Genomic DNA, 18759 nt, shown 5'->3' with positions numbered 1-18759 from the left:
GGATAACGCCTCAGCCGACGACGGTCGCGGTCGCGGCGAGGTGCCGGGTCAGCCAGCCGGTGGTGGCCGTGCGGGCCGCCTCGGCGCTGGCCCGCGACAGGAAGTCGTGCCCCTCGCCGGCGAGCACCAGGTGTCCGTGCGGCACACCCCGGTCGGCGAGGGCCTGGGCGACCTGGGCCGACTCGCCCGCCGGCACGTTGGTGTCGTTGGCGCCGTGGATCAGCAGCACCGGCACGTCCAGCCGGTCGATGTGGGTCAGCGGGGAGAGCTCGCGCAGCAGGTCGGCGTCGCGGTGCGGGTCGCCGTACTTGCTGACGGCGGCGGCGGCGATCCACGGCTCGGTGCCGGCGAAGAAGGTCCGGAAGTCGGAGATGCCGCACTCGGCGACCCCGGCGGCGAACAGACCGGGGAAGTTCACCAGTACCGCGAGGACCAGGTAACCGCCGTAGGAGCGGCCCAGGACGCCGAGCTGGCCGGGCCGGGCGACGCCGGCATCGACGAGGAAGTCGGCGCAGGCCGCCACGTCGGCGATCGCGCCGTAGCGGCCGGCGAGGTTGTCGGCGGCGACGAACGAACGGCCGAACCCGGACGACCCACGGACGTTGGGCGCGAAGACCGCGATGCCCTGCGCCACCAGGGCCTGGAACAGCGGGTTCCAGCCGGGACGCTCCTGCGCCTCCGGGCCACCGTGCAGGCTGATCGCGGTCGGCCAGGGGCCCGGCCCGGCCGGACGGTAGAGCCAGCCGGAGAGCGGCAACCCGTCGCGGGCGCGCAGGTCGAGAAGGTGCGGTGCGACGCCGGCGTTGTCCGTACGCGGGACGCCGGTGTCCGGCCGCAGTGGGCGCGGCGCCCCGGTCGACGGGTCGACCAGCCACACCTCCCGCGGTTGCACCGGCCCCTGCGCGGTGAGGCAGAGCAGGCCACCGTCGGCGGCGAAGACGGTGTCGCCGAGCACCTCGCCGGGGGCGGCGACGGCCCGCTGGACACCGCTGGCGAAGTCGAGCAGGCTGAGCTCGCTGCGCCCGCCGTAGGTGTTCCACAGCAACGCGCCACGCTGCCCGTCCGCGCTGGGCGTGACGTGTTCCAGCTCGGCGTCCGGTCGTCCGGCGAGCCGGGTCGGCGGCTGCTCCGGTCGGGTCAGGTCGACCCGTACCAGCGTGGCGAGTTCGGAGTACGCGTCGGTGCGGGCCAGCACGCTCGTACCGTCCGGGCCGAACCAACCCTGGTCCGTGCTGCCCCGCCCGGTGTCCGGCAGGAGCCGCCGCCGGACGCCGGTGGTCACGTCGATCACCTCCAGCCAGCGGGCGTTCCGGGGGCCGCGGCGCAACAGCGCGGTGCCCGCGTCCGGGGTCACGTCCAGGAGGGTGAGCAGGTCGCCCTGGGCGAGCACCCGCCGGTGCCCGGTGGCCGCGTCGACGAGCAGGGCCTGCCCGTGATCGTCGGTCTCGGTGACCGCCAGCACCGTGCCGTGCGGCAGCCAGCCGGCCAGCGCGGCGCTGCGGCGGCCGAAACCGGCAACCTGGTGACGTGACGTGCCGTCCGGGCGCAGCACCCACAGCTCGGTGCGGGGCGCGCCGCCGGGGGCGACGACACAGGCCAGCCACTGACCGTCCGGGGACCAGCTCAGCGCGAGAACCGGTTCGTCGCCGACGGGCAGCGCGACGGGCGCCCCCGCGTCGACCTGGCAGACCCAGACGCCGGGCGTCCCGGCCCGGTCGGAGAGGAACGCCACCCGGCGGCCGTCGGGGGACGGTGCGGGGGCGAAGTCCTCGCTGATCGGCACCGGGGGCGACACCGTCCGGTGGCTCGCGGGTCGGGCCCGCCGGCTGGTGCGCGGCGGCTCAATCCGTACGCTCATCTAAACCCCGATCCGCTGCAACCAGAGCTCCAGCAGCCCCAGCTGCCAGAGCGCGTTGGAGCCCAGCGTGGTCCGCCGGGCGTTCGGTGCGTCCAGCAACTCCTCCAGGTAGTCCTTGCGGAACAGACCCCGCTCGCGCGCCGGCCGGGCGGTCAGCGCGTCCCGCACGTCGTCGAGCAGTGGACCGGAGAGGTGCCGGATGGCGGGCACCGGGAAGTAGCCCTTCGGCCGGTCGATCACCTCGTCCGGGACGATGCCCCGGCTCGCGGCCTTCAGCACCCCCTTGCCGCCCTGCGCCAGCTTCATGGTCGGTGGGCAGGCGGCGGCCAGCTCGACCACCTCGTGGTCGAGGAACGGCACGCGGGCCTCCAGCCCCCAGGCCATCGTCATGTTGTCGACCCGCTTGACCGGGTCGTCGACGAGCATCACCAGGCTGTCCAGGCGCAGCGCCGCGTCCAGCGCGGTGTCCGCGCCGGGCGCGCCGAAGTGCGTGGCGACGAACTCCAGGCTGGCGTCCTGGTCGAGCATCCACTCAGGCGCCAGGTGCCCGCCGAGCGCGTCGTGGCGACGATCGAAGAACACCCGGGCGTACGCCTCGACGGCGTCTTCGCGGGCCACGTTGGCCATCGGCGGGTACCAGTCGTAGCCGGCGAGGATCTCGTCGGCGCCCTGCCCGGACTGCACGACGGTGATGCGCTGGGAGACCTCCTCGGAGAGCAGGTGGAACGCGACGCAGTCGTGACTGACCATCGGTTCGCTCATCGCCCCGATGGCCTGGTGCACGGCGGGCACGAACCGCTTCGCGTCGATGCGGATCTGCTGGTGGTCGGTGTCGAAGTGGCGGGCCATCAGGTCGGAGTAGTGGAACTCGTCGCCGCTCTCCCCCGCCGCCGCCTCGAAGCCGATGCTGAAGGTGGCCAGGCCGCTCTGGCCCTGCTCGGCCAGCAGGGCGACGATCAGACTGGAGTCGAGACCGCCGGAGAGCAGCACGCCGACCGGCACGTCGGCGACCATCCGCCGTCGTACGGCGGTGCGTAACGCCGCCATGAGCCGTTCCTGCCACTCGTCGGCGGACATGGCGGGGGCGGCGGCCCGGTTGAACTGCGGCCGCCAGTAGGTGGTGTCGGTGCTCCGGCCGTCCGCGGTGATCACCCGAACGGTGGCCGGCGGCAGCTTGCGGACCCCGGCGAGGATCGTGCGCGGTGCCGGCACCACCGAGTGGAAGCTCATGTAGTGGTGCAGCGCCACCGGGTCGAGGTCGGTGTCCACGTCACCGGCGGCCAGCAGCGCCGGCAGGGTCGAGGCGAAGCGCAGCCGGCCCGGCCCCTCGGCCAGGTAGAGCGGTTTGATGCCGAGCCGGTCCCGGGCCAGCACCAGGGTGTGCGTGGCCAGCTCGACCAGGGCGAACGCGAACATCCCGTAGAACCGTTCGACACACCCCGTCCCCCACCGGTGGTACGCCTTGATGATCACCTCGGTGTCCGAGGTGGACCGGAAGGAGTAGCCGGCGGCGGTCAGCTCGTCGCGCAGCTCCCGGTAGTTGTAGACGCAGCCGTTGAAGACCACCGCCAGACCCAGCTCGTGGTCGACCATCGGCTGGGCGCCCGCGTCGGACAGGTCGATGATGCGCAGTCGGCGGTGGACCAGGGCCACCGGACCCTGCTGCCACCGACCCTCGCCGTCCGGGCCCCGGGAGGCCAGGGCGGGGAGCATCCGCTCGACGGCGGCCAGGTCCGGCGACGCCCCGTCGAGGCGGAACTCGCCTCCGATACCGCACATGGCTCACACCTCTCATCGGCTCGATCCGCTGGGGCGCTGACCGGTCCAGGCTTGGCGGACCGGGTTGCGTCCCGATGACGGGTGGGTCAAGCGCCGGTTACGCCGACGGTTCGTCGGCTCCACCGAGCAGCCAGGTGTCCTTCGAACCGCCGCCGCGCGACGAGTTGACGATCATGCTGCCGGCCGGCGCCACCCGGGTCAGCGCCACCGGCGCGACCTCGGCGGTGTCACCGAGGAACACGAACGCCCGCAGGTCGACGTGGCGGGGAGCCAGCGCGGTGCCGTCGAAGACCGGATGGGTGGTCAGCGCGATCATCTCCTGGGCGATCCACCGGTGCGGGGCCGCGAGGATCTGCTCGCGTACGGCGTCCAACTCCTCCGCCTCGGCGCGGGGGCCGATCACCACCCGGTCACCGCCGTACCCGTCGACCGGCTTGAGGACCAGCTCGTCGAGCCGGCCCAGCACCTCGGCCCGCTGCTCGGGCAGCCCGCACAGGTACGTCGGCACGTCCCCGAGCAGCGGCTTCTCGCCCAGGTAGTACTCGATCAGCCGGGGCACGTACGCGTACAGGGCCTTGTCGTCACCGACGCCGTTGCCCAGCGCATTGGCCAGGGTGAGCCGCCCGGCGTGCACGGCGGCGAGCAGCGGCCAGCCCAGCGGCACCCCGTCCGCGCCGGGCGCGTGCAGCAGCGCCTCCTCGTCCATCCGCAGGTAGATCACGTCGACCTCGCGGCGGCAGCCCTCGCGGACCAGCCGGACCCGCCCCTCCTCCACCAGCAGGTCGCTGGTCTCGGTCAGCGGCACGCCCATCTCGTCGGCCAGCAGCCGGTGCTCGAACCACGCCGGATCACCGGGGCCGCTGCTGAGCACCACCACGGCGGGGTCGTCGGCCGCGGCGGGGGCGGCGGCGACCAACGCCCGGTACAGCATCGCCGGCGTCTCGTCGGCGGGCAGCAGATCCGCCGGCACCGGCAGCTCCGGCAGCACCGCCCGGGTCAGCCGACGGTTCTGCACCGCGTAGCCGATCCCGGAGGGCACCCGCAGGTTGTCCTCCAGCACGTACCAGCCGCCGTCCGGGTCCCGGACGAGGTCGGTGCCGGACACCTGGGCGCGGGTGCCCCGCCGGCCCATCAGCGCCCCGGTCGGGCGCAGGCCGGGTGAGGACTCCACCACCCACGCCGGCACCACGCCGTCGGCCACCACCGCCCGGTCGGCGTAGACGTCGCGCAGGAAGGCGTCGAGGGCGCGGGCGCGTTGCACCAGGCCGGTACGCAGGGTCCCCCAGTCGGCGGCGGGCACCACCCGGGGCACCAGGTCGACCGGGAAGAGCCGGGTGCTCGCCTCGCCGGCCACGCTGAACGTCACGCCCCGGGCCCGCTGCTCCTCGTCCCGGTCGTGTTCGCGTCGACGCAGCGCCCCGGCGCCGAGTTGGCGCAGGGTCGCGAGTATCGGGGCGTACGCCGGTTGCGGTCCGGCCGGGCCGAAGACCTCGTCGCCGGCGTCGGCGTACGTGGGCAGCGCCGGCGGTGTCGGCGCACCCGGCAGCGGACCGCGGACCCGACCCCGGGTCTCGTCGAGCAGCAGGTCGACCACGTCAGCCAACCGGCCCCGTCGCTCGTACGCCCGCCGCTGCCGGGCGGCGGAGCTGCCGCGTTCCAGCGCGTACCGGGTCAGCTCGCTGACCTGCTCCCAGTCCCCGGTCGCCTCCAACTGTGGGCGCAGGTCGCTGACCAGGCGGCGGACCGCCTGGGCGGCCGGCACCGGTCGGGCCGACCGGGGCAGGTCGAGCAGGTCCCCTTCCAATCCGGAGCGGGCCGCCCGCCACAGGGCGGCGCGCAGCACCGGGGGTCGGACGGCCGTGCGCTCCACCCCGGCGCGCAGGGCGGCGACCTCCCGTCGGACGAGCGCCCGGAACAGACCGGTGAGCAGGACGATGATCTCCACGTCGGCGTTGGCGTCGGTGATCCGCAGTTCCACAGTGGGCACGTGCGCCGACGGCCGGACGTCGAAATAGATCATGGCGGGGTCGGTGATGGTCTCGGAGGAGATCAGCTCGGCGACCAGCGCCTCGTGATCCGCGGCGCTGGTCACCTCGCCCGGGTCACCGGCGGTGGGCCACCGCTGCCAGACCAGGGACCGCACGCTGGCGTAGCCGCTGTCCTGACCCATCCAGTACGGCGAGCTGGTGGAGAGGGCCAGCAGCACCGGCAGCCACGGCTGGACCCGGCGGGTGACCGCCACCGCCAGGTCCCGGTCGGAGACGCCGACGTGCACCTGCGCTCCGCAGATCAACTGCTCCCGGGCGAGCATCTGGTACTCGTCGAGCATCCGGCGGTAGCGGGAGGTGGGGGTGACGCTGGGGTCGCCGTCGGCGCGCAGCGGCACCGTACCGGCCGCCACGATGCCCAGACCGGCCCGGTCGGCGACCTGGACGGCCGCCTGACGCAGCCGGGTCAGCTCGGCGCGGATCTCGTCCAGGGTGCGGCAGACCGCGGTGTTGGTCTCCACCACGCTGCGGTGCAACTCGGCGGTGAACGAGACCGCCGGCAACCGGTCGAGCAACTCCCCGGCGCGGGGCACCAACTCCCGGGTGTGCAGGTCGACGACGTGGAACTCCTCCTCCACCCCGATCGTGGCCAGGTCCGCCGGGTCACCGTCGTCCAGCGACAGGACCGGATTCGTACGGGGGGCGGGCGGCGTCCGGCCGTTGCCGGACCGGCTGACCGGCTCGTCGTACGTCGGCGCGTTCGTGGTGTTGTCGGCCATGGTCACCCCGGTTCGCGTGTCGGTGGTCTGGCTGTCCGACGAGCGTTCCCAGGGTTGGTACCGGGGGTGTTTCGGGCGCGTTAAGGTGACGCGCCCGTTCCGCCCGCGCTGCTCAGCGCGGCGCGGCCCGGTACTCGATGGTCGCGGCGACCCGGTTGGCGGTGGCGGCGCCCAGTTCCCGTTCGGTGAGCCACAGCCCCAGATCGAGCCCGGCCGACAGCGCGCCGGCGGTGACCCGGTCACCGTCGTCGACCACCCGCTCATCGACGACGGTGACGTCGTGGGCGCGCAACTCGTCGTACGCGTTGCGGTTGGTGGTCGCCCGCCGGCCGGTCAGCAGGCCGGCAGCGGCGAGTAACAGCGCACCGGTGCACACCGACGCCATCCACTGCGCCGATGCCGCCACTGCGGCCAGCTTCGCCGGCAGCACATCGCGCTGCGCCTGCGCCCAGGCACCCTCGGGTGCCCGGTTCAGCCATCCGCCACCCGGGACGATCACGCCGTCTGCCTGACCCAGCACCTCGGGCACCTGGAGTTGGACACCACGCATGCTCGTGACCAGCCCCGATCGTTCGACCGCGACCAGCGCCACGTCGAAGCCAGCCATCGACAACACCTCGAACGGTCCGAAGACGTCCAGTTCGTCGAAGCCGTCGAACACCACGATCTCGATCCGCATACGGCCCAGGATCTCCTGCCGACCGGGCGGCGACGAGTGGCATCCTTGCCACCATGCGTAAGCATCCCGCCAAGCATCGGGTCGTCGTTCTCGCTCTACCCCGGGTTGTCGCCTTCGATCTGACCATCGCGACGCAGGTGTTCGGCCATGAGGGCAACGGCCGGTACGCGATGACTGTGTGCGCGGTGGACGGTGGTTCGGTGTCCACCACCACCGCGGGCCTGGAGCTGACCGTCGCCGCGACGCTCGACGCGCTCGACGACGCCGACACGGTGATCGTGCCCGGATTCCGTCGTGGCCCGGCACCGCCGCGTGCCCTCGACGCGTTGCGGCACGCACACCGCCGTGGCGTCCGCATCGCGTCGATCTGCACTGGTGCCTTCGCGCTGGCCCAGGCCGGTCTGCTCGACGGCCGCCGCGCGACGACCCACTGGGCGCACGCCGACGCGCTCGCCCACGAGCATCCAGGAATCGTCGTGGACGCGGGTGCGCTGTACGTCGACGAGGGTGAGGTGATCACCAGCGCCGGACTCGCCGCCGGCCTGGACATGTGCCTCTATCTCGTCGGCCGCGACCACGGGCAGGCTGCCGCCATCCAACGGGCCCGCCACATGGTCACGCCGCTGCACCGAGCCGGTGGTCAGGCCCAGTTCATCCCGGTCGGCGTCCCGGGTGAGAACCACGAGTTGGCCGAGGTCATCGCGTGGGCGAGCAGCAACCTGCACCGCCCGATCACCGTCGCGGACCTTGCCCGCCAGGGTGTGATGTCCAGCCGTACGCTGCACCGCAGTTTCCGGAGCCGGTTCCGGATGAGTCCACGAGCGTGGCTGATCCAGCAGCGGCTGCGGGCCGCCTGCGCCCTGCTGGAGAATGGCGGTATCACCATCGACGAGGTCGCACGGCGTACCGGGCTGGGCACGGCGACAAACCTCCGCGCGCATTTCCAGCGGGCTTTCGCCACCACCCCTACCGCGTACCGGCGGGCCTTCACACAGTGACCCTCCGACGGTGGCCGTGGCGCGGTGGTGGTGACAGCCGGTGATGTCGGGGTGTCCCACCGGCCTGGACACCCCGACATCAGCAGTCTCGATTCGATCAATCCCGGTCAAGGAGCCGCCGGGGTCACCTCATGTTGGCCACCACGAACGGCGCGTGGCCGTGCAGGTAGTTGGTCCACCCACCGGTGACCGGTGCTCCCGGGCTGAGCAGGTTGGTGGTGTCGGTGCCGACGTCGAGCTTCCAGGCCGTCCAGGAGATGCCGTTCGCCTTCATCCAGTCGATCCAGGACTGCGCCTCCGGCAGGCAGGCCCGGCCGTCGAGACCGCCGTCGGCGTTGCTGGCTCCCCACTCCGTGACGAACAGCGCCAGACCCGCGCGGATCGCCGCGTCGCCCTTGGCCCGCAGCGACGCCCCGTGCGTGCAGGAGTAGAAGTGCAGGGTGTACATCAGGTTGGTGCCGGTGACCGGGCTGGCCGCCGCGACGTCCACGTCCTGTGACCAGGTCGGGGTGCCGAGCACGACGATGTTGTCCGGGTCGGCGGCGCGGATCGCGGACACCACGGCCTGGTGGTACGGCTTGATGACGTTGGTCCAGCTGACCTGGAGTGGCTCGTTGTAGGGCTCCCAGATGACGTTGGGCAGGTGGCCGTACCGGCGGGCCAGGTCGCCGAAGAACGCCACCGCCTGCGACTGGTTGTTCTGCGCCTCGTGCGCGTGCCAGTCGACGATCACGTAGACCCCGGCGGTGACCGCGTTGTTGATGATGGTCTCCACCTGCGCGCGGGCCTTGGTCGGATCGCTCAGGTACGCCCCCGCCGGCTCCACCCCCATGGCCGCGCGGATCACCTGGAGGTTCCAGTTGTCCCGCATCCAGCGCAGCGCGGAGAGGTTCTCGGCGTACGGCGCTGTTTCCCAGTTGAGCCACATGCTGCTGATGCCCCGTAGCTGCACCCGCGCGCCGGACCTGTCGCAAATGGTGGTGCCGCAGACCCGCAGTTGCCCGTGCCGCTCGACCGGCGTGCCGGTGCTCGGCGGCGGCGTGGTGGGTGGCGGTGTGGTGGGTGGCGGCGGGGTGGTCGGGGGCGGACCACCGGCGCAGGACGCGCCGTTCACCGTGCAGTTGAGCGGGGTGCCGGTGCCGTTGACGAGGAAGCCGAACGAGGTGGAGGCGCCGGCGGCGAGGGTGCCGTTCCAGGACATGTTGGCGAAGGTGTAGTGGCTGCCCGAGGTCGTCTGCTGCGCGTTCCACGCCTGGCTGACGGTCGAGGAGGACGGCAGGTCGAACTCGACCCGCCAACTGGCGATCTGGGCGGAGGTGTTGTTGGTGACGGTGACCTGCCCCTGGTAGCCGTTGCCCCAGTTGTTGGTCACGGAGAACACGGCGCTCGCCGCGCTGGCCGGTGTGGCGGCGGCCAGCGCCACCCCACCGGCGAGCAGGCCGGCGACGGCCAGAGTCGTGACAAGTCTCGGTGTGCGCATGCGGAACCCGCTTCGGATCGACGGTGGTGGTCTGAGGCGGGGCGGCGCCTGGGCGCAGAATATCGATCATTGCCTATGGGGGCAAGGCGGAGGCTCTGGCCGGAGGGCTCAGCACCGGCGCCCGGCCCCGATCAGGCCGGTCCCCCGCGGGCGCTCAGGAGGCTCGGCGTACCCGGTAGGCCAGGTGGGTGACGCCGTCGCCCTCGACCGCGCTGAACGGGCCATCCAGCTGAAGTGGGGCGATCTTCAGGTCGGCGAAGAGCGGGATGCCGGCACCGAGCAGGACCGGAACGAGGTCGACGTGCACCTCGTCGAGCAGGCCGGCCTCGACGACCTGGGCCGCGATGGTGCCGCCGTTGACACCGACCTCCTTGTCGCCGGCGATCGCCTTCGCCCGGTCGACGGCGCTCTCGATGCCGTCGGTGACGAAGACGAAGCTGGCGCGACAGTCCCGACACGCTCAACGACCGCTCCCAGTGTCAGCTGTCGTCGTCAGGGGCGCAGCGCGTTGAGCACGAGCTCGGCGTACCGGCGCCACACCGCCGGGTCGCGCTCGTCGAGCACGATGAGCTGCCGGACCGCTCCGCAGAGGATGACCCGGATGTCCAGCTCCCCGGCGTCCGGGCGGATCCCGCCGGACGCTCGGGCTGCCGCCACCAGCTGCCCGATCAGGGCCAGGATGCGCGCGGCGGGCACCAGCTTGCCCTCGAAGAACGCGTCGGCGAGGACCCGGTCGCGGGCCAGGCGTCCGAACAGGTCGGGCACGAAGGAACACCACTCCCGGTACGCGTCAGCGCCGTCGAGCGCCGTCCGGATGCGCTGCTCCAACTCCTGGAACTGCCGCTGGACGACCGCGACGATCAGGTCGTCCTTGCTGGGGTAGCTGCGGTACACGGTCGCGCGTCCCACTCCGGCCCGCTCAGCCACCTGCGGCACCGTCACCTGGAGGCCCTGCTCGCTGAAGAGTTCCCGGGCGGCGGTGATGACCCGCTCCTGGTTGCGACGGGCGTCCAGACGCCGATGGGGAGCATCCGGGGCGCTCGGCGTCGACGGGGTCATGGCTTCAGTCTGCCCGCTCGGTCTCGTCGGTCAGCAGCGGCTCGTCGCCGTACACGGTGGTGAGTTCGACGTTGAGCACCGTGGCAACCCGGCCGAACGACCAGTAGTAGCCGATCACCTGGAGCACCTCGACGATCTCGCGCTCGCTGAGGATGTGCCGCACCTGGTCGAAGAGGTCGTCGGGGACCCGGGGTGACCGCACCACCTCGGCGGCGAACCGGATGAGCGTCCGGTCGTGGGCAGGAAGGTCCGGGTTGTCGATGTCCCGGCTGCTGATGATCTCGCGAGTGCGCTGGTCGACGCCGGCCGCCGCGGACATCGGGCGGTGCTGGGCCGCCACGAACTCGCACCCGGCGTACTCGGCCACCGTCAGGATGACCAACTCCCGCGAGCGGGCGGGCAGCTCCAACGAGGTGAACTGCGCCCTCGCGAGCTGGATGAAGAGGTTCACCGTGCCGACCGAGTGGGTCAGCATCCTGACCATCGGGTCGGGCGGCAGGGCGGACAGGACGTCGCGGACGTCGGCCGGAATCGCGTTCGGGTCGGGGTCGGCAAGGCGGGGCATGGCTCTCTCCTGCGTTGGTCGTCGAGGCGGTTCAGGCGGGCAGGTCGAAACCCGTCTCGCTGAGGTGACGGAAGCGGCCGTCCTCGGCGTACGTTCCGAAGATGGCGATCTCCCGCCGGGCGGTCGACCCGTCGGCCAGGGTGATCTCGTAGACGTGTCGTTCGGCGTAGCGGACACCGTCGCGCAGCTCGTCGAGGACCCGCACGGTGCCGCTGACGATCTGACCCCGCACCCGGGTCACCATCTCGGCGAATCCGGCCCGGTCGAGGGTCTCGCCGTCACTGCGATGCGTGTAGTCGGGGGCGTAGAACTCGTCGAGCGCCTCGGTCAGGTCGCGCGTCGGCTCGAAGACCACCGCGCGCAGGGCGTCGCTGATCCGTACCAGTTTCATGGGGCTCCTCGTGGATCACCGTGAGACACATCCGGACCCGCGGGTCCGCTTAACGACCACCGTACCGGACTCCCGAGTCCGCTTCCGGTGAGTGTCGTCACGTACTCCCGAGGGAACGGCTGCGCCGGCCACGGCGGGTGCGGGTCCGCCGCTCCGGTCGTAGCGTGGGCGCATGCGAACCACCACGCTGGGCAGCACCGGACCCGAGGTCGGCGTCATCGGCCTCGGCTGCATGGGCATGAGCCACGGCTACGACATCACCGGCCCCCGCGACGACGACACGTCGATCTCCGTCATCCGGCAGGCTCTGGACCTGGGCGCGACGCTGATCGACACGTCCGACGTGTACGGGCCGTACACCAATGAGGAGCTGGTCGGTCGGGCGCTGGCCGGCGGGCACCGGGAGCGGGCCGTGCTGGCCACGAAGGTCGGCCTGGTGGCCGCGTCCCCCAGCGGCGGCCCCGGCAACTCACCGAAGATCGGCAACAACGGCCGCCCTGAGCACATCCGGGCGGCGATCGACGAGAGCCTGCGCCGGCTCGGCACCGATCACGTCGACCTCTACCAACTGCACCGGGTCGACCCGGAGGTGCCCATCGAGGAGTCCTGGGGCGCGATGGCCGAGATCGTGGCGGCGGGCAAGGCTCGGCAGCTCGGGTTGTCCGAGGTGAGCGTCGCGCAGATCGCGCGGGCCCAGGCGGTGCACCCGGTGGCGTCGGTGCAGTCCGAGCTGTCGCTGTGGACCCGCGACCCGTTGACCGAGGTGTTGCCGTACTGCCGCAAGCAGGGCATCGCCTTCCTGCCGTTCTCCCCGCTCGGTCGGGGTTTCCTCGCCGGGCGGTTCACCTCGTTCGACGACCTGCCCGCCGACGACTTCCGGCGTGGCCTGCCGCGCTTCCAGCAGGACGCGCTGCGCGCCAACCTCGCCATCGTCGCCCGGGTCCGGGAGATCGCCGACCGGGCCGGCGTCAGCCCCGCGCAGGTCGCCCTCGCGTGGGTGGTCGCCCAGGGTGACCCGGTTGTTCCGATTCCCGGCACCAAGACCCCGAAGTACCTGGTGGACAACTGCGCCGCCGCCGACGTGCGGCTCAGCGCCGAGGACCTGGCCGACCTGGACGCGCTGCCCGCGCCCGAGGGTGGCCGCTACTAGGTGTCCTGCCGCTCCGGCGGTGGGTGCGACGGTCGCCGTTGCGATCCAACCGCATCGACGACCAGAGGTGCCGTGGCCCAGGCGGTGGGCCGGCGTGGCCTCAGGCGTGCGGACCGACGCTGACGGTGCCGATGGTCAGCGACGCCTCGCCCTCCAGGACGTCGCCGATCCGCTCGACCTCCTCCCCCAACGCCCGTCGCCGGGCGGCACCGAGCGTCCGCAGCGGCTCGACCGTGACCCGGATCGAGCGGCCGGAGCGGCGTTGGTGCCACACGCCGGCGACCACCCCGTCGATCAGCAGCACCGGATAATTGCCGGCCTGGCCGCCGGCGAGCGCCCGTTCGGCGGCAGCACCGGGGAAGAGCCGTTCGCGGGGGTGACAGCCGACCGCGTACGCGTCGAAGTACGGCAGGAGCCGCAACCCGGACGGCCGGTCGTCGGGGAATTCGGTGTCGCCGGCGGCCACCCAGGCCCGGGTGCCCTCGACTGTCACCTCGGTCAGATCGAGCGAGTCGAACAGCAACGTCGCCCACCCCGGGGGCACCGCCATCCACCGGGCGAACTGTGCCGGGGTGGCCGGCCCGTACGCGTGCAGGTAGCCGCGGACGAGGGCGGCCAGGGCGGCGGGGCCGGGCATCGGCGCGAAGTCGGGCAGCCACCGGGTCGGGCTGGTGTACGTGCTGGCCCGACCGCGATTCGGGCCGAAGCAGACCACCCCGCCCCGGGTGGCGGCGGTCATCGCCGCGACCCACCGGGGCCATTTGTCCTGGAACGCCTCCATGACCAGGTCACCCGCCCACGGGCCGGTACGGGCGACGACCTCCTCGGTCAGCTCGGCGGTGGTCAGGTCGGCCTCGGCGACCGCCTCGGCGATGGCCGCGAGGACCTGCTCGGTCTGCGAGGGCGTCAGCAGGGCCACACTCTGCTCCCAGGACGGCGCCGGCAACGCGGTCAGTGCGCCGACCCACATCGGCAGGTCCGCCGCGGCGAGCAGGTGTACGGTCCCGCGTGGCCCACGGGTCTTGACCAGGGTGCGGTCGGTCCACAGTGCCCGGCGTACCAGGGCGCGGGTCGAGCCCGGCACCCGCAGGCCGACGGACAGCTCGGCGGCCGACGCGATCTGGGCGTGCGCGCCGCACATCGCCGACACCACCTCGGCGACGCGTCCGGCGTCCGGTGCCGCGTCCGCCGCCGGCGCGCCGAGCCGGTGGCGCGCAAGCCGTCGGGCGGACACCTGCGCCCAGCTCAGCTCGGTCATCGCAGGCCCTCGAAGAACGCGCGGATGTCCGCAGCGTGCGCCAGCGGCTCGTCCATCGCCACGAAGTGGCTGCCCGGGTTGCCGTGCGGCCAGTGGACGATCGTGTTGTCTCGCTCGGCGAGGCGGCGCATCAGCGCGGAGCCGCCGCCGTACACACCGGACGGCACCCGCCGCTGGCCCGTCGGCCAGGCGAAACCGCCGTCGTCGGCGACGGTGAGTCGCTCGTACATCGGCCATGACGACGTTCCCGACGTGCCGGTGAACCAGTAGAGGCTCACATTGGTGAGCAGGTGGTCCCGGTCGATGGCCTGCTCCGGCGTCGGCACCGTCATGGTGAACTCCTTGAACTTCTGCATCATCCAGGCCAGCAGCCCGACCGGGGAGTCGTTCCAGGCGTACGAGAGGGTCTGCGGCGCCGCCCGCAGCAGCGCGTGATGGTCGACGCCGCCGCTCATCCACTGCTGCATCTGCTCCCACTCGGCACGTTCCGCCGCGCTCATGTCCGGCACGTCGGCGGCGGTCGGGAAGCCGAATCCGCCGTCGATGTGCACGCCGACGACCTGGTCCGGGGCCACCGCGGCCACCCGTGGCGCGACGTAGGCACCGAGGTCGCCGCCCTGGGTGCCGTAACGGTGGTAGCCGAGGCGGGCCATCAGCTCGACCCACATCCGGGCGAGTCGGTCGATGTCGAACCCGGCCGGCGGCGCCTGCGAGAAACCGTAGCCGGGCACCGACGGCACGACCACGTGAAACGCCTGCGCGGGATCCCCGCCGTGAGCGCGTGGGTCGGCCAGCGGACCAATCAGCTCGGTGAACTCGACCACGGAATTGGGCCAGCCGTGTGTCAGCAACAACGGCAGCGCGTCCGGCTCCGGCGAGCGGACGTGCAGCGCATGCACCTCCAAGCCGTCGATCTCGGTGACGAGCTGGGGGAAGTCGTTCAGGCGCGCCTCGTGGGCCCGCCAGTCGTAACCATGGGCCCAGTACTCGGTCAGCTCACGCAGGTACGTCACCGGCACCCCCCGGCTCCAGCCGGTGCCGGGCAACGCGCGGGGCCACCGGGTTCGGGAGAGCCGGTCACGCAGATCGTCGAGGTCCGCCTGCGGGATGTCGATGCGAAATGGCGTCATGCCGGGAACGCTACGGCCCATATAGGACAGCTTCTGGCACACATCGGTGGCACCCTCAGATCATGTCCGACACCCCCGCCCGGCTGCTGGGCCTGTTGTCGCTGTTGCAGACCCCCCGCGAGTGGCCCGGCAGCGAGTTGGCCAGCCGGCTCGGCGTCAGCCTGCGCACCATCCGCCGCGACGTGCAGCGATTGCGCGACCTCGGCTACCCGGTGCAGGCGACGATGGCGCGATCGGCGGATACCGCCTGGTCGCCGGCAAGGCGATGCCGCCGCTGCTGCTCGACGACGAGGCCGTGGCGATCGCCGTCGGTCTGCGCACCGCCGCCGGTCACGCGGTGGTCGGCATCGAGGAGGCCTCGGTACGGGCGCTGGCGAAGCTCGAACAGGTGCTGCCGTCCCGGCTGCGGCACCGTGTCAGCGCGCTCGGGGCGGCCACCGAACCGCTGCTCACCTGGGACCGACCGACTGTCGACCCGGAGCACCTGAGCGCGCTGGCCGCCGCCGTCACCAGTCGTGAACAGCTGCGGTTCACCTACCGCCGTCGCGACGGCGTGGACACCGAACGGCTCGTCGAGCCGTACAAGCTGGTGTCGGCGGGCCGGCGCTGGTATCTGGTGGGTTACGACAACGACCGCGACGACTGGCGGATCTTCCGGCTCGACCGGATCACCGGCGTGCGGCCCACCCGGACCCGGGTCACCGCCCGGCCACTGCCGGCGTCCGACGCCGCCTCGTTCATGACGGAGAAGCTGCGTGAGCTGACGCCCGTCTACCGGGCGGTGGTCACGCTGTACGCGCCGATCGAGCGGATGGCGGGCCCGTTGGGCGGTGCCGGCGTCGAGCTGGAGCCGATCGACGCGACCTCGTGCCGGTTACGCAGCGCCGCCGACACGCTGGAGTGGCTGGCATGGCGTCTGCTGACTCTCGGTTGCGACATGGAGGTGCACGAGCCTCCCGAGCTGATCGCGCACCTGCGGCAGATCGGCTCACGGGCGACCCGCGCCGCCAGCTCGTCCGCAGCGTAGGTCGGCTGACCGGCCCGGGCATCGACGCGCCGGCCCGCCGTACGCTTGATGGAGCACAAGCGTTCAGAACAGGTGTTTCGGGGAGGAACTGGACGTGACGCAGAGCGACAGGGAGCTGGTCGTACTCGCGCAGGCCGGCGACGCGGCCGCGCTGGGGGCGCTGCTGGCCCGGCACGAGGCCGGGATGCGGGCCGTCGCCCTGAGCATCCTCGGCTACGGGCCGGACGCCGAGGACGCGGTCCAGGACGCCATGGTCGTCGCCCTGCGCCGCATCGGCGAGGTCCGCGACCCGAACGCCGCCGGCCCCTGGCTACGGGCGATCGTGCGCAACAACAGCCGGATGGCGTTGCGCGGGCCCAGAGCCGTCCCGGTCGCCGAACCCGAGTGGTTCACCCGCCCCGCCGACACACCCACCCCGGAGGAGGCGCTGGACCGGGCCGCGATGCGCGACTGGTTGTGGCACTCCGTCGGGCAGTTGTCCGAACCCGACCGGCTCGTCACCCTGCTGCGGTACTTCAGCGACGCGTCCTCGTACGAACAGATCGCGACCGTGTGCGGCGTGCCGGTCGGCACCGTCCGCAGTCGCCTCAGCCACGCCCGCCGGGCCCTCGCCGGCGGCCTGCGGACGGCGGCGGACGCCGCACACACGGACGTCGCCGCCTCGAACGACGCACGCTGGCGGGAGGGCCGCGACATGATCGCCACCGCGATGGGCGGCGACTTCGACCGGGTGGTCCGCGAGAGCTGGTGGCCCGACGCCGAGATGATCGTGCCGGGTGGTCCGCGCGGTGGCCCCGATCTGGCGGTCACCGGCATGAGCCGCGACCTGACCGCCGGGGTACGTCAGCGACTGCGCAACGTGGTGGCCAGCGGCGACGTGCTGATCTGGGAGACCGACCTGATCAGCCCACCCGACGACCCGGAGCACTGCCCACCCGCGGCGCTGTGGTTGCAGATGCTGCGCCAGGGCCGGGTACGCCAACTCACCCTTTTCCACCCCGCCCCCGCGCTGGTCTGAAAAACCTTTCCCGACCGAGCGAACTTTCCGCTCGACCCGCGCATCTGGTCAGCGTCAAGCACCAGTTGCCGTGCCGGCGGACGCCGCGCGGGTCTCGATCGGGAGATAGTTCATGGGTTCCACAAGCCACGACGTCAGCGCCCTCGCACCCGGTGCCCACACGTTCACCGTGGATGGCGTCGCGCAGGTTTACCACGTCGCCGGCAGCGGCCCGGTGTGCCTGGCGCACTCGGGTGGCCCGGGGATCGAGTGGTCCTACCTGCGGACGCCGAGCCTGGAGGAGCACTTCACGATGGTGTACGTCGAGCCGGTGGGCACCGGCGCCTCGGGACGGCTCGACAACCCCGGCGATTACCGTCTCGACACGTACGTCCGGTTCCTGCACGCGATTGTCCAGCGTGTCGGTGAGCCCCGCGTCTACCTCCTCGGGCACTCGTACGGCGGTTTCGTCGCCCAGCGGTACGCCCTCGACCACCCGGACCGGGTCGCCGGGCTGGCCCTGTACGACACCTCACCCGTCACCGGGGCCGAGTTCTGGGCCGAGGCGATGGCCGGCGTCGCCGCGTACCCACAGCGACACCCGGACCGACCCGAGGCGGCGGCGATTCCGGCGGCCTTCGAGCAGCTCCACGCGGCGAGGGACGACGAGTCGTTGGGCGCTGCCCTGCGCGCCGTCCTGCCGGTCTACTTCGCGGACTTCTGGGGCCGACAGAACGAGTTCGCCCCGCTTCAGGCTGGCGTCCGGATCTGGGCGGAGCCGGCCAACGCCCAGGATCCAGCCCCATTCGACGTGCGGGAGAACCTCGGTGAGATCACCGTGCCCGTCGTGGTGATCGTCGGGACGTACGACTTCATCTGTGGCCCCCGCTGGGCCGAGCAGTTGCACGCGGGACTTCCGGACTCGCGACTGGTGACGCTGGAGCGAAGCGGACACTTCGCGCACATCGAGCAACCCGCGGAGTTCACCGACGCCGTGGCGGAGCTGCTGAAGCGTTGACCCACCGCGGTGCCGCGCGCCCCCAGGTCCGTTCGTCACATCGGGCAGACCTCGGGGCGCGGGCGCGTTGCACGGTCATAAGCTGATCGTTTTGCTGCACCGTGACGAAGAGGAGACCGCCGTGAGCCAGACCGAACGGATGGATTCCGTCGACGAGTGGAACGTGGCCGAGGACGACGGGGTCCTGGACGCCTCCGACACCCTCGACGACGACCGGGTCGGCGACCCCCTCGACACCGGCATCATCGCCGAGGACCACTGGACCGCGGCAAACCGGTTCGGCACCACGCCGGCCGAGGAGCGGGCGGGCGAGTCCCTGGAGCAACACCTCGCCCAGGAGGTGCCGGATGTGGACCCGTACGCCGAGGGTGGCGACGACGAGGACGAGTTGACCCGCCGGGGGTACGAGGCGGAGGCGCGCGCCGGCCGTCTCGTCGCGTACGACGAGGGCGTCCGCGAGGACGACGAAGCCGAGTCGGTGGCGTGGGACGCCGGCATCGACGCGGGTGCCGCCAGCGCGGAGGAGGCGGCGATCCACCTGGTCGAGGACCCGGACGGGCCCGGCGACGGTCCGTTGCGCTGACGCCGTACCCGCCGCGCTCG

General features: G+C 72.3%; 16 protein-coding genes and 1 pseudogene. 6 read left to right on the top strand and 11 right to left on the bottom strand.

The window, feature by feature from the left end; all coding sequences use genetic code 11:
• Positions 1 to 10: 10 nt before the first annotated feature.
• The 4 genes from AB0877_RS03935 to AB0877_RS03920 all read right to left on the bottom strand — a co-directional run bounded on the left by AB0877_RS03935 (position 11) and on the right by AB0877_RS03920 (position 7083).
• Positions 11 to 1858 (bottom strand): prolyl oligopeptidase family serine peptidase, encoded by a 1848-nt coding sequence (locus AB0877_RS03935; RefSeq protein ID WP_366606417.1) that lies wholly within the window; start codon positions 1856 to 1858, stop codon positions 11 to 13.
• Positions 1859 to 3637: an N-acetylglutaminylglutamine amidotransferase gene (locus AB0877_RS03930; RefSeq protein WP_366606416.1), complete on the bottom strand. Its 1779-nt coding sequence runs from the start codon at positions 3635 to 3637 to the stop codon at positions 1859 to 1861.
• Between the two features lie 97 nt (positions 3638 to 3734).
• Positions 3735 to 6404, bottom strand: a complete 2670-nt coding sequence (locus AB0877_RS03925; protein ID WP_366606414.1) for a carboxylate--amine ligase/circularly permuted type 2 ATP-grasp protein — start codon at positions 6402 to 6404, stop codon at positions 3735 to 3737.
• Between the two features lie 112 nt (positions 6405 to 6516).
• On the bottom strand, positions 6517 to 7083 hold the full coding sequence (locus AB0877_RS03920) for a DJ-1/PfpI family protein (protein ID WP_366606412.1): 567 nt from the start codon (positions 7081 to 7083) through the stop codon (positions 6517 to 6519).
• A 53-nt stretch (positions 7084 to 7136) separates the two neighbouring features.
• Between AB0877_RS03920 and AB0877_RS03915 the strand changes: the two genes are divergently transcribed.
• On the top strand, positions 7137 to 8081 hold the full coding sequence (locus AB0877_RS03915; RefSeq protein WP_366606411.1) for a DJ-1/PfpI family protein: 945 nt from the start codon (positions 7137 to 7139) through the stop codon (positions 8079 to 8081).
• 124 nt (positions 8082 to 8205) lie between these two features.
• Here the strand turns inward: AB0877_RS03915 and AB0877_RS03910 are convergent, their stop codons facing one another.
• The 5 genes from AB0877_RS03910 to AB0877_RS03890 form a co-directional block, all read right to left on the bottom strand.
• Complete coding sequence (locus AB0877_RS03910) at positions 8206 to 9561, bottom strand: cellulase family glycosylhydrolase (protein ID WP_366606410.1); 1356 nt, start codon at positions 9559 to 9561, stop codon at positions 8206 to 8208.
• A 154-nt stretch (positions 9562 to 9715) separates the two neighbouring features.
• Positions 9716 to 9976, bottom strand: coding sequence for a dihydrofolate reductase family protein (locus tag AB0877_RS03905; RefSeq protein ID WP_366607085.1), 261 nt, complete (start codon positions 9974 to 9976; stop codon positions 9716 to 9718).
• A gap of 77 nt (positions 9977 to 10053) precedes the next feature.
• On the bottom strand, positions 10054 to 10620 hold the full coding sequence (locus AB0877_RS03900; RefSeq protein ID WP_366606408.1) for a helix-turn-helix domain-containing protein: 567 nt from the start codon (positions 10618 to 10620) through the stop codon (positions 10054 to 10056).
• A gap of 4 nt (positions 10621 to 10624) precedes the next feature.
• A complete protein-coding gene (locus tag AB0877_RS03895) occupies positions 10625 to 11185 on the bottom strand; it encodes a hypothetical protein (RefSeq protein WP_366606407.1) in 561 nt (186 codons plus the stop codon).
• A 31-nt stretch (positions 11186 to 11216) separates the two neighbouring features.
• Positions 11217 to 11576, bottom strand: a complete 360-nt coding sequence (locus AB0877_RS03890) for a hypothetical protein (RefSeq protein ID WP_366606406.1) — start codon at positions 11574 to 11576, stop codon at positions 11217 to 11219.
• Between the two features lie 172 nt (positions 11577 to 11748).
• Between AB0877_RS03890 and AB0877_RS03885 the strand changes: the two genes are divergently transcribed.
• Entirely contained in the window at positions 11749 to 12726 is a 978-nt protein-coding gene (locus AB0877_RS03885) for an aldo/keto reductase (protein ID WP_366606404.1), read from the top strand.
• A 100-nt stretch (positions 12727 to 12826) separates the two neighbouring features.
• On the opposite strand, the gene AB0877_RS03880 is transcribed toward AB0877_RS03885, so the two are convergent.
• Both AB0877_RS03880 and AB0877_RS03875 read right to left on the bottom strand, forming a co-directional pair.
• Positions 12827 to 13984 (bottom strand): winged helix DNA-binding domain-containing protein, encoded by a 1158-nt coding sequence (locus AB0877_RS03880; protein WP_366606402.1) that lies wholly within the window; start codon positions 13982 to 13984, stop codon positions 12827 to 12829.
• Positions 13981 to 15114 (bottom strand): epoxide hydrolase, encoded by a 1134-nt coding sequence (locus AB0877_RS03875; RefSeq protein ID WP_366606401.1) that lies wholly within the window; start codon positions 15112 to 15114, stop codon positions 13981 to 13983. The genes AB0877_RS03880 and AB0877_RS03875 overlap by 4 nt, the downstream gene beginning before the upstream one ends.
• Positions 15115 to 15176: 62 nt before the next feature.
• On the opposite strand from AB0877_RS03875, the pseudogene AB0877_RS03870 reads away from it, so the two are divergent.
• From AB0877_RS03870 to AB0877_RS03855, 4 genes and pseudogenes are all read left to right on the top strand, one after another.
• Positions 15177 to 16141: pseudogene (locus AB0877_RS03870) on the top strand (YafY family protein).
• Positions 16142 to 16235: 94 nt separating this feature from the next.
• Positions 16236 to 17159: a sigma-70 family RNA polymerase sigma factor gene (locus tag AB0877_RS03865; protein WP_366606399.1), complete on the top strand. Its 924-nt coding sequence runs from the start codon at positions 16236 to 16238 to the stop codon at positions 17157 to 17159.
• Positions 17160 to 17271: 112 nt separating this feature from the next.
• Complete coding sequence (locus tag AB0877_RS03860) at positions 17272 to 18156, top strand: alpha/beta hydrolase (RefSeq protein ID WP_366606397.1); 885 nt, start codon at positions 17272 to 17274, stop codon at positions 18154 to 18156.
• Positions 18157 to 18277: 121 nt separating this feature from the next.
• Positions 18278 to 18739 (top strand): DUF5709 domain-containing protein, encoded by a 462-nt coding sequence (locus tag AB0877_RS03855; RefSeq protein WP_355423851.1) that lies wholly within the window; start codon positions 18278 to 18280, stop codon positions 18737 to 18739.
• The last annotated feature ends 20 nt before the right edge of the window (positions 18740 to 18759 follow it).

Source organism: Micromonospora sp. NPDC047644 (assembly GCF_040704315.1).
Classification (GTDB): domain Bacteria; phylum Actinomycetota; class Actinomycetes; order Mycobacteriales; family Micromonosporaceae; genus Micromonospora.
The sequence above is the reverse complement of the archived record's forward strand: the minus strand, read 5'-3'. Positions and strand labels throughout refer to the sequence as shown.

Bases quoted from the DNA above. Each gene is read 5' to 3' on its own strand.
- AB0877_RS03935 (WP_366606417.1), bottom strand. From the start codon at position 1,858: ATGAGCGTACGGATTGAGCCGCCGCGCACCAGCCGGCGGGCCCGACCC.
- AB0877_RS03930 (WP_366606416.1), bottom strand. From the start codon at position 3,637: ATGTGCGGTATCGGAGGCGAGTTCCGCCTCGACGGGGCGTCGCCGGAC.
- AB0877_RS03925 (WP_366606414.1), bottom strand. From the start codon at position 6,404: ATGGCCGACAACACCACGAACGCGCCGACGTACGACGAGCCGGTCAGC.
- AB0877_RS03920 (WP_366606412.1), bottom strand. From the start codon at position 7,083: ATGCGGATCGAGATCGTGGTGTTCGACGGCTTCGACGAACTGGACGTC.
- AB0877_RS03915 (WP_366606411.1), top strand. From the start codon at position 7,137: ATGCGTAAGCATCCCGCCAAGCATCGGGTCGTCGTTCTCGCTCTACCC.
- AB0877_RS03910 (WP_366606410.1), bottom strand. From the start codon at position 9,561: ATGCGCACACCGAGACTTGTCACGACTCTGGCCGTCGCCGGCCTGCTC.
- AB0877_RS03900 (WP_366606408.1), bottom strand. From the start codon at position 10,620: ATGACCCCGTCGACGCCGAGCGCCCCGGATGCTCCCCATCGGCGTCTG.
- AB0877_RS03895 (WP_366606407.1), bottom strand. From the start codon at position 11,185: ATGCCCCGCCTTGCCGACCCCGACCCGAACGCGATTCCGGCCGACGTC.
- AB0877_RS03890 (WP_366606406.1), bottom strand. From the start codon at position 11,576: ATGAAACTGGTACGGATCAGCGACGCCCTGCGCGCGGTGGTCTTCGAG.
- AB0877_RS03885 (WP_366606404.1), top strand. From the start codon at position 11,749: ATGCGAACCACCACGCTGGGCAGCACCGGACCCGAGGTCGGCGTCATC.
- AB0877_RS03880 (WP_366606402.1), bottom strand. From the start codon at position 13,984: ATGACCGAGCTGAGCTGGGCGCAGGTGTCCGCCCGACGGCTTGCGCGC.
- AB0877_RS03875 (WP_366606401.1), bottom strand. From the start codon at position 15,114: ATGACGCCATTTCGCATCGACATCCCGCAGGCGGACCTCGACGATCTG.
- AB0877_RS03860 (WP_366606397.1), top strand. From the start codon at position 17,272: ATGGGTTCCACAAGCCACGACGTCAGCGCCCTCGCACCCGGTGCCCAC.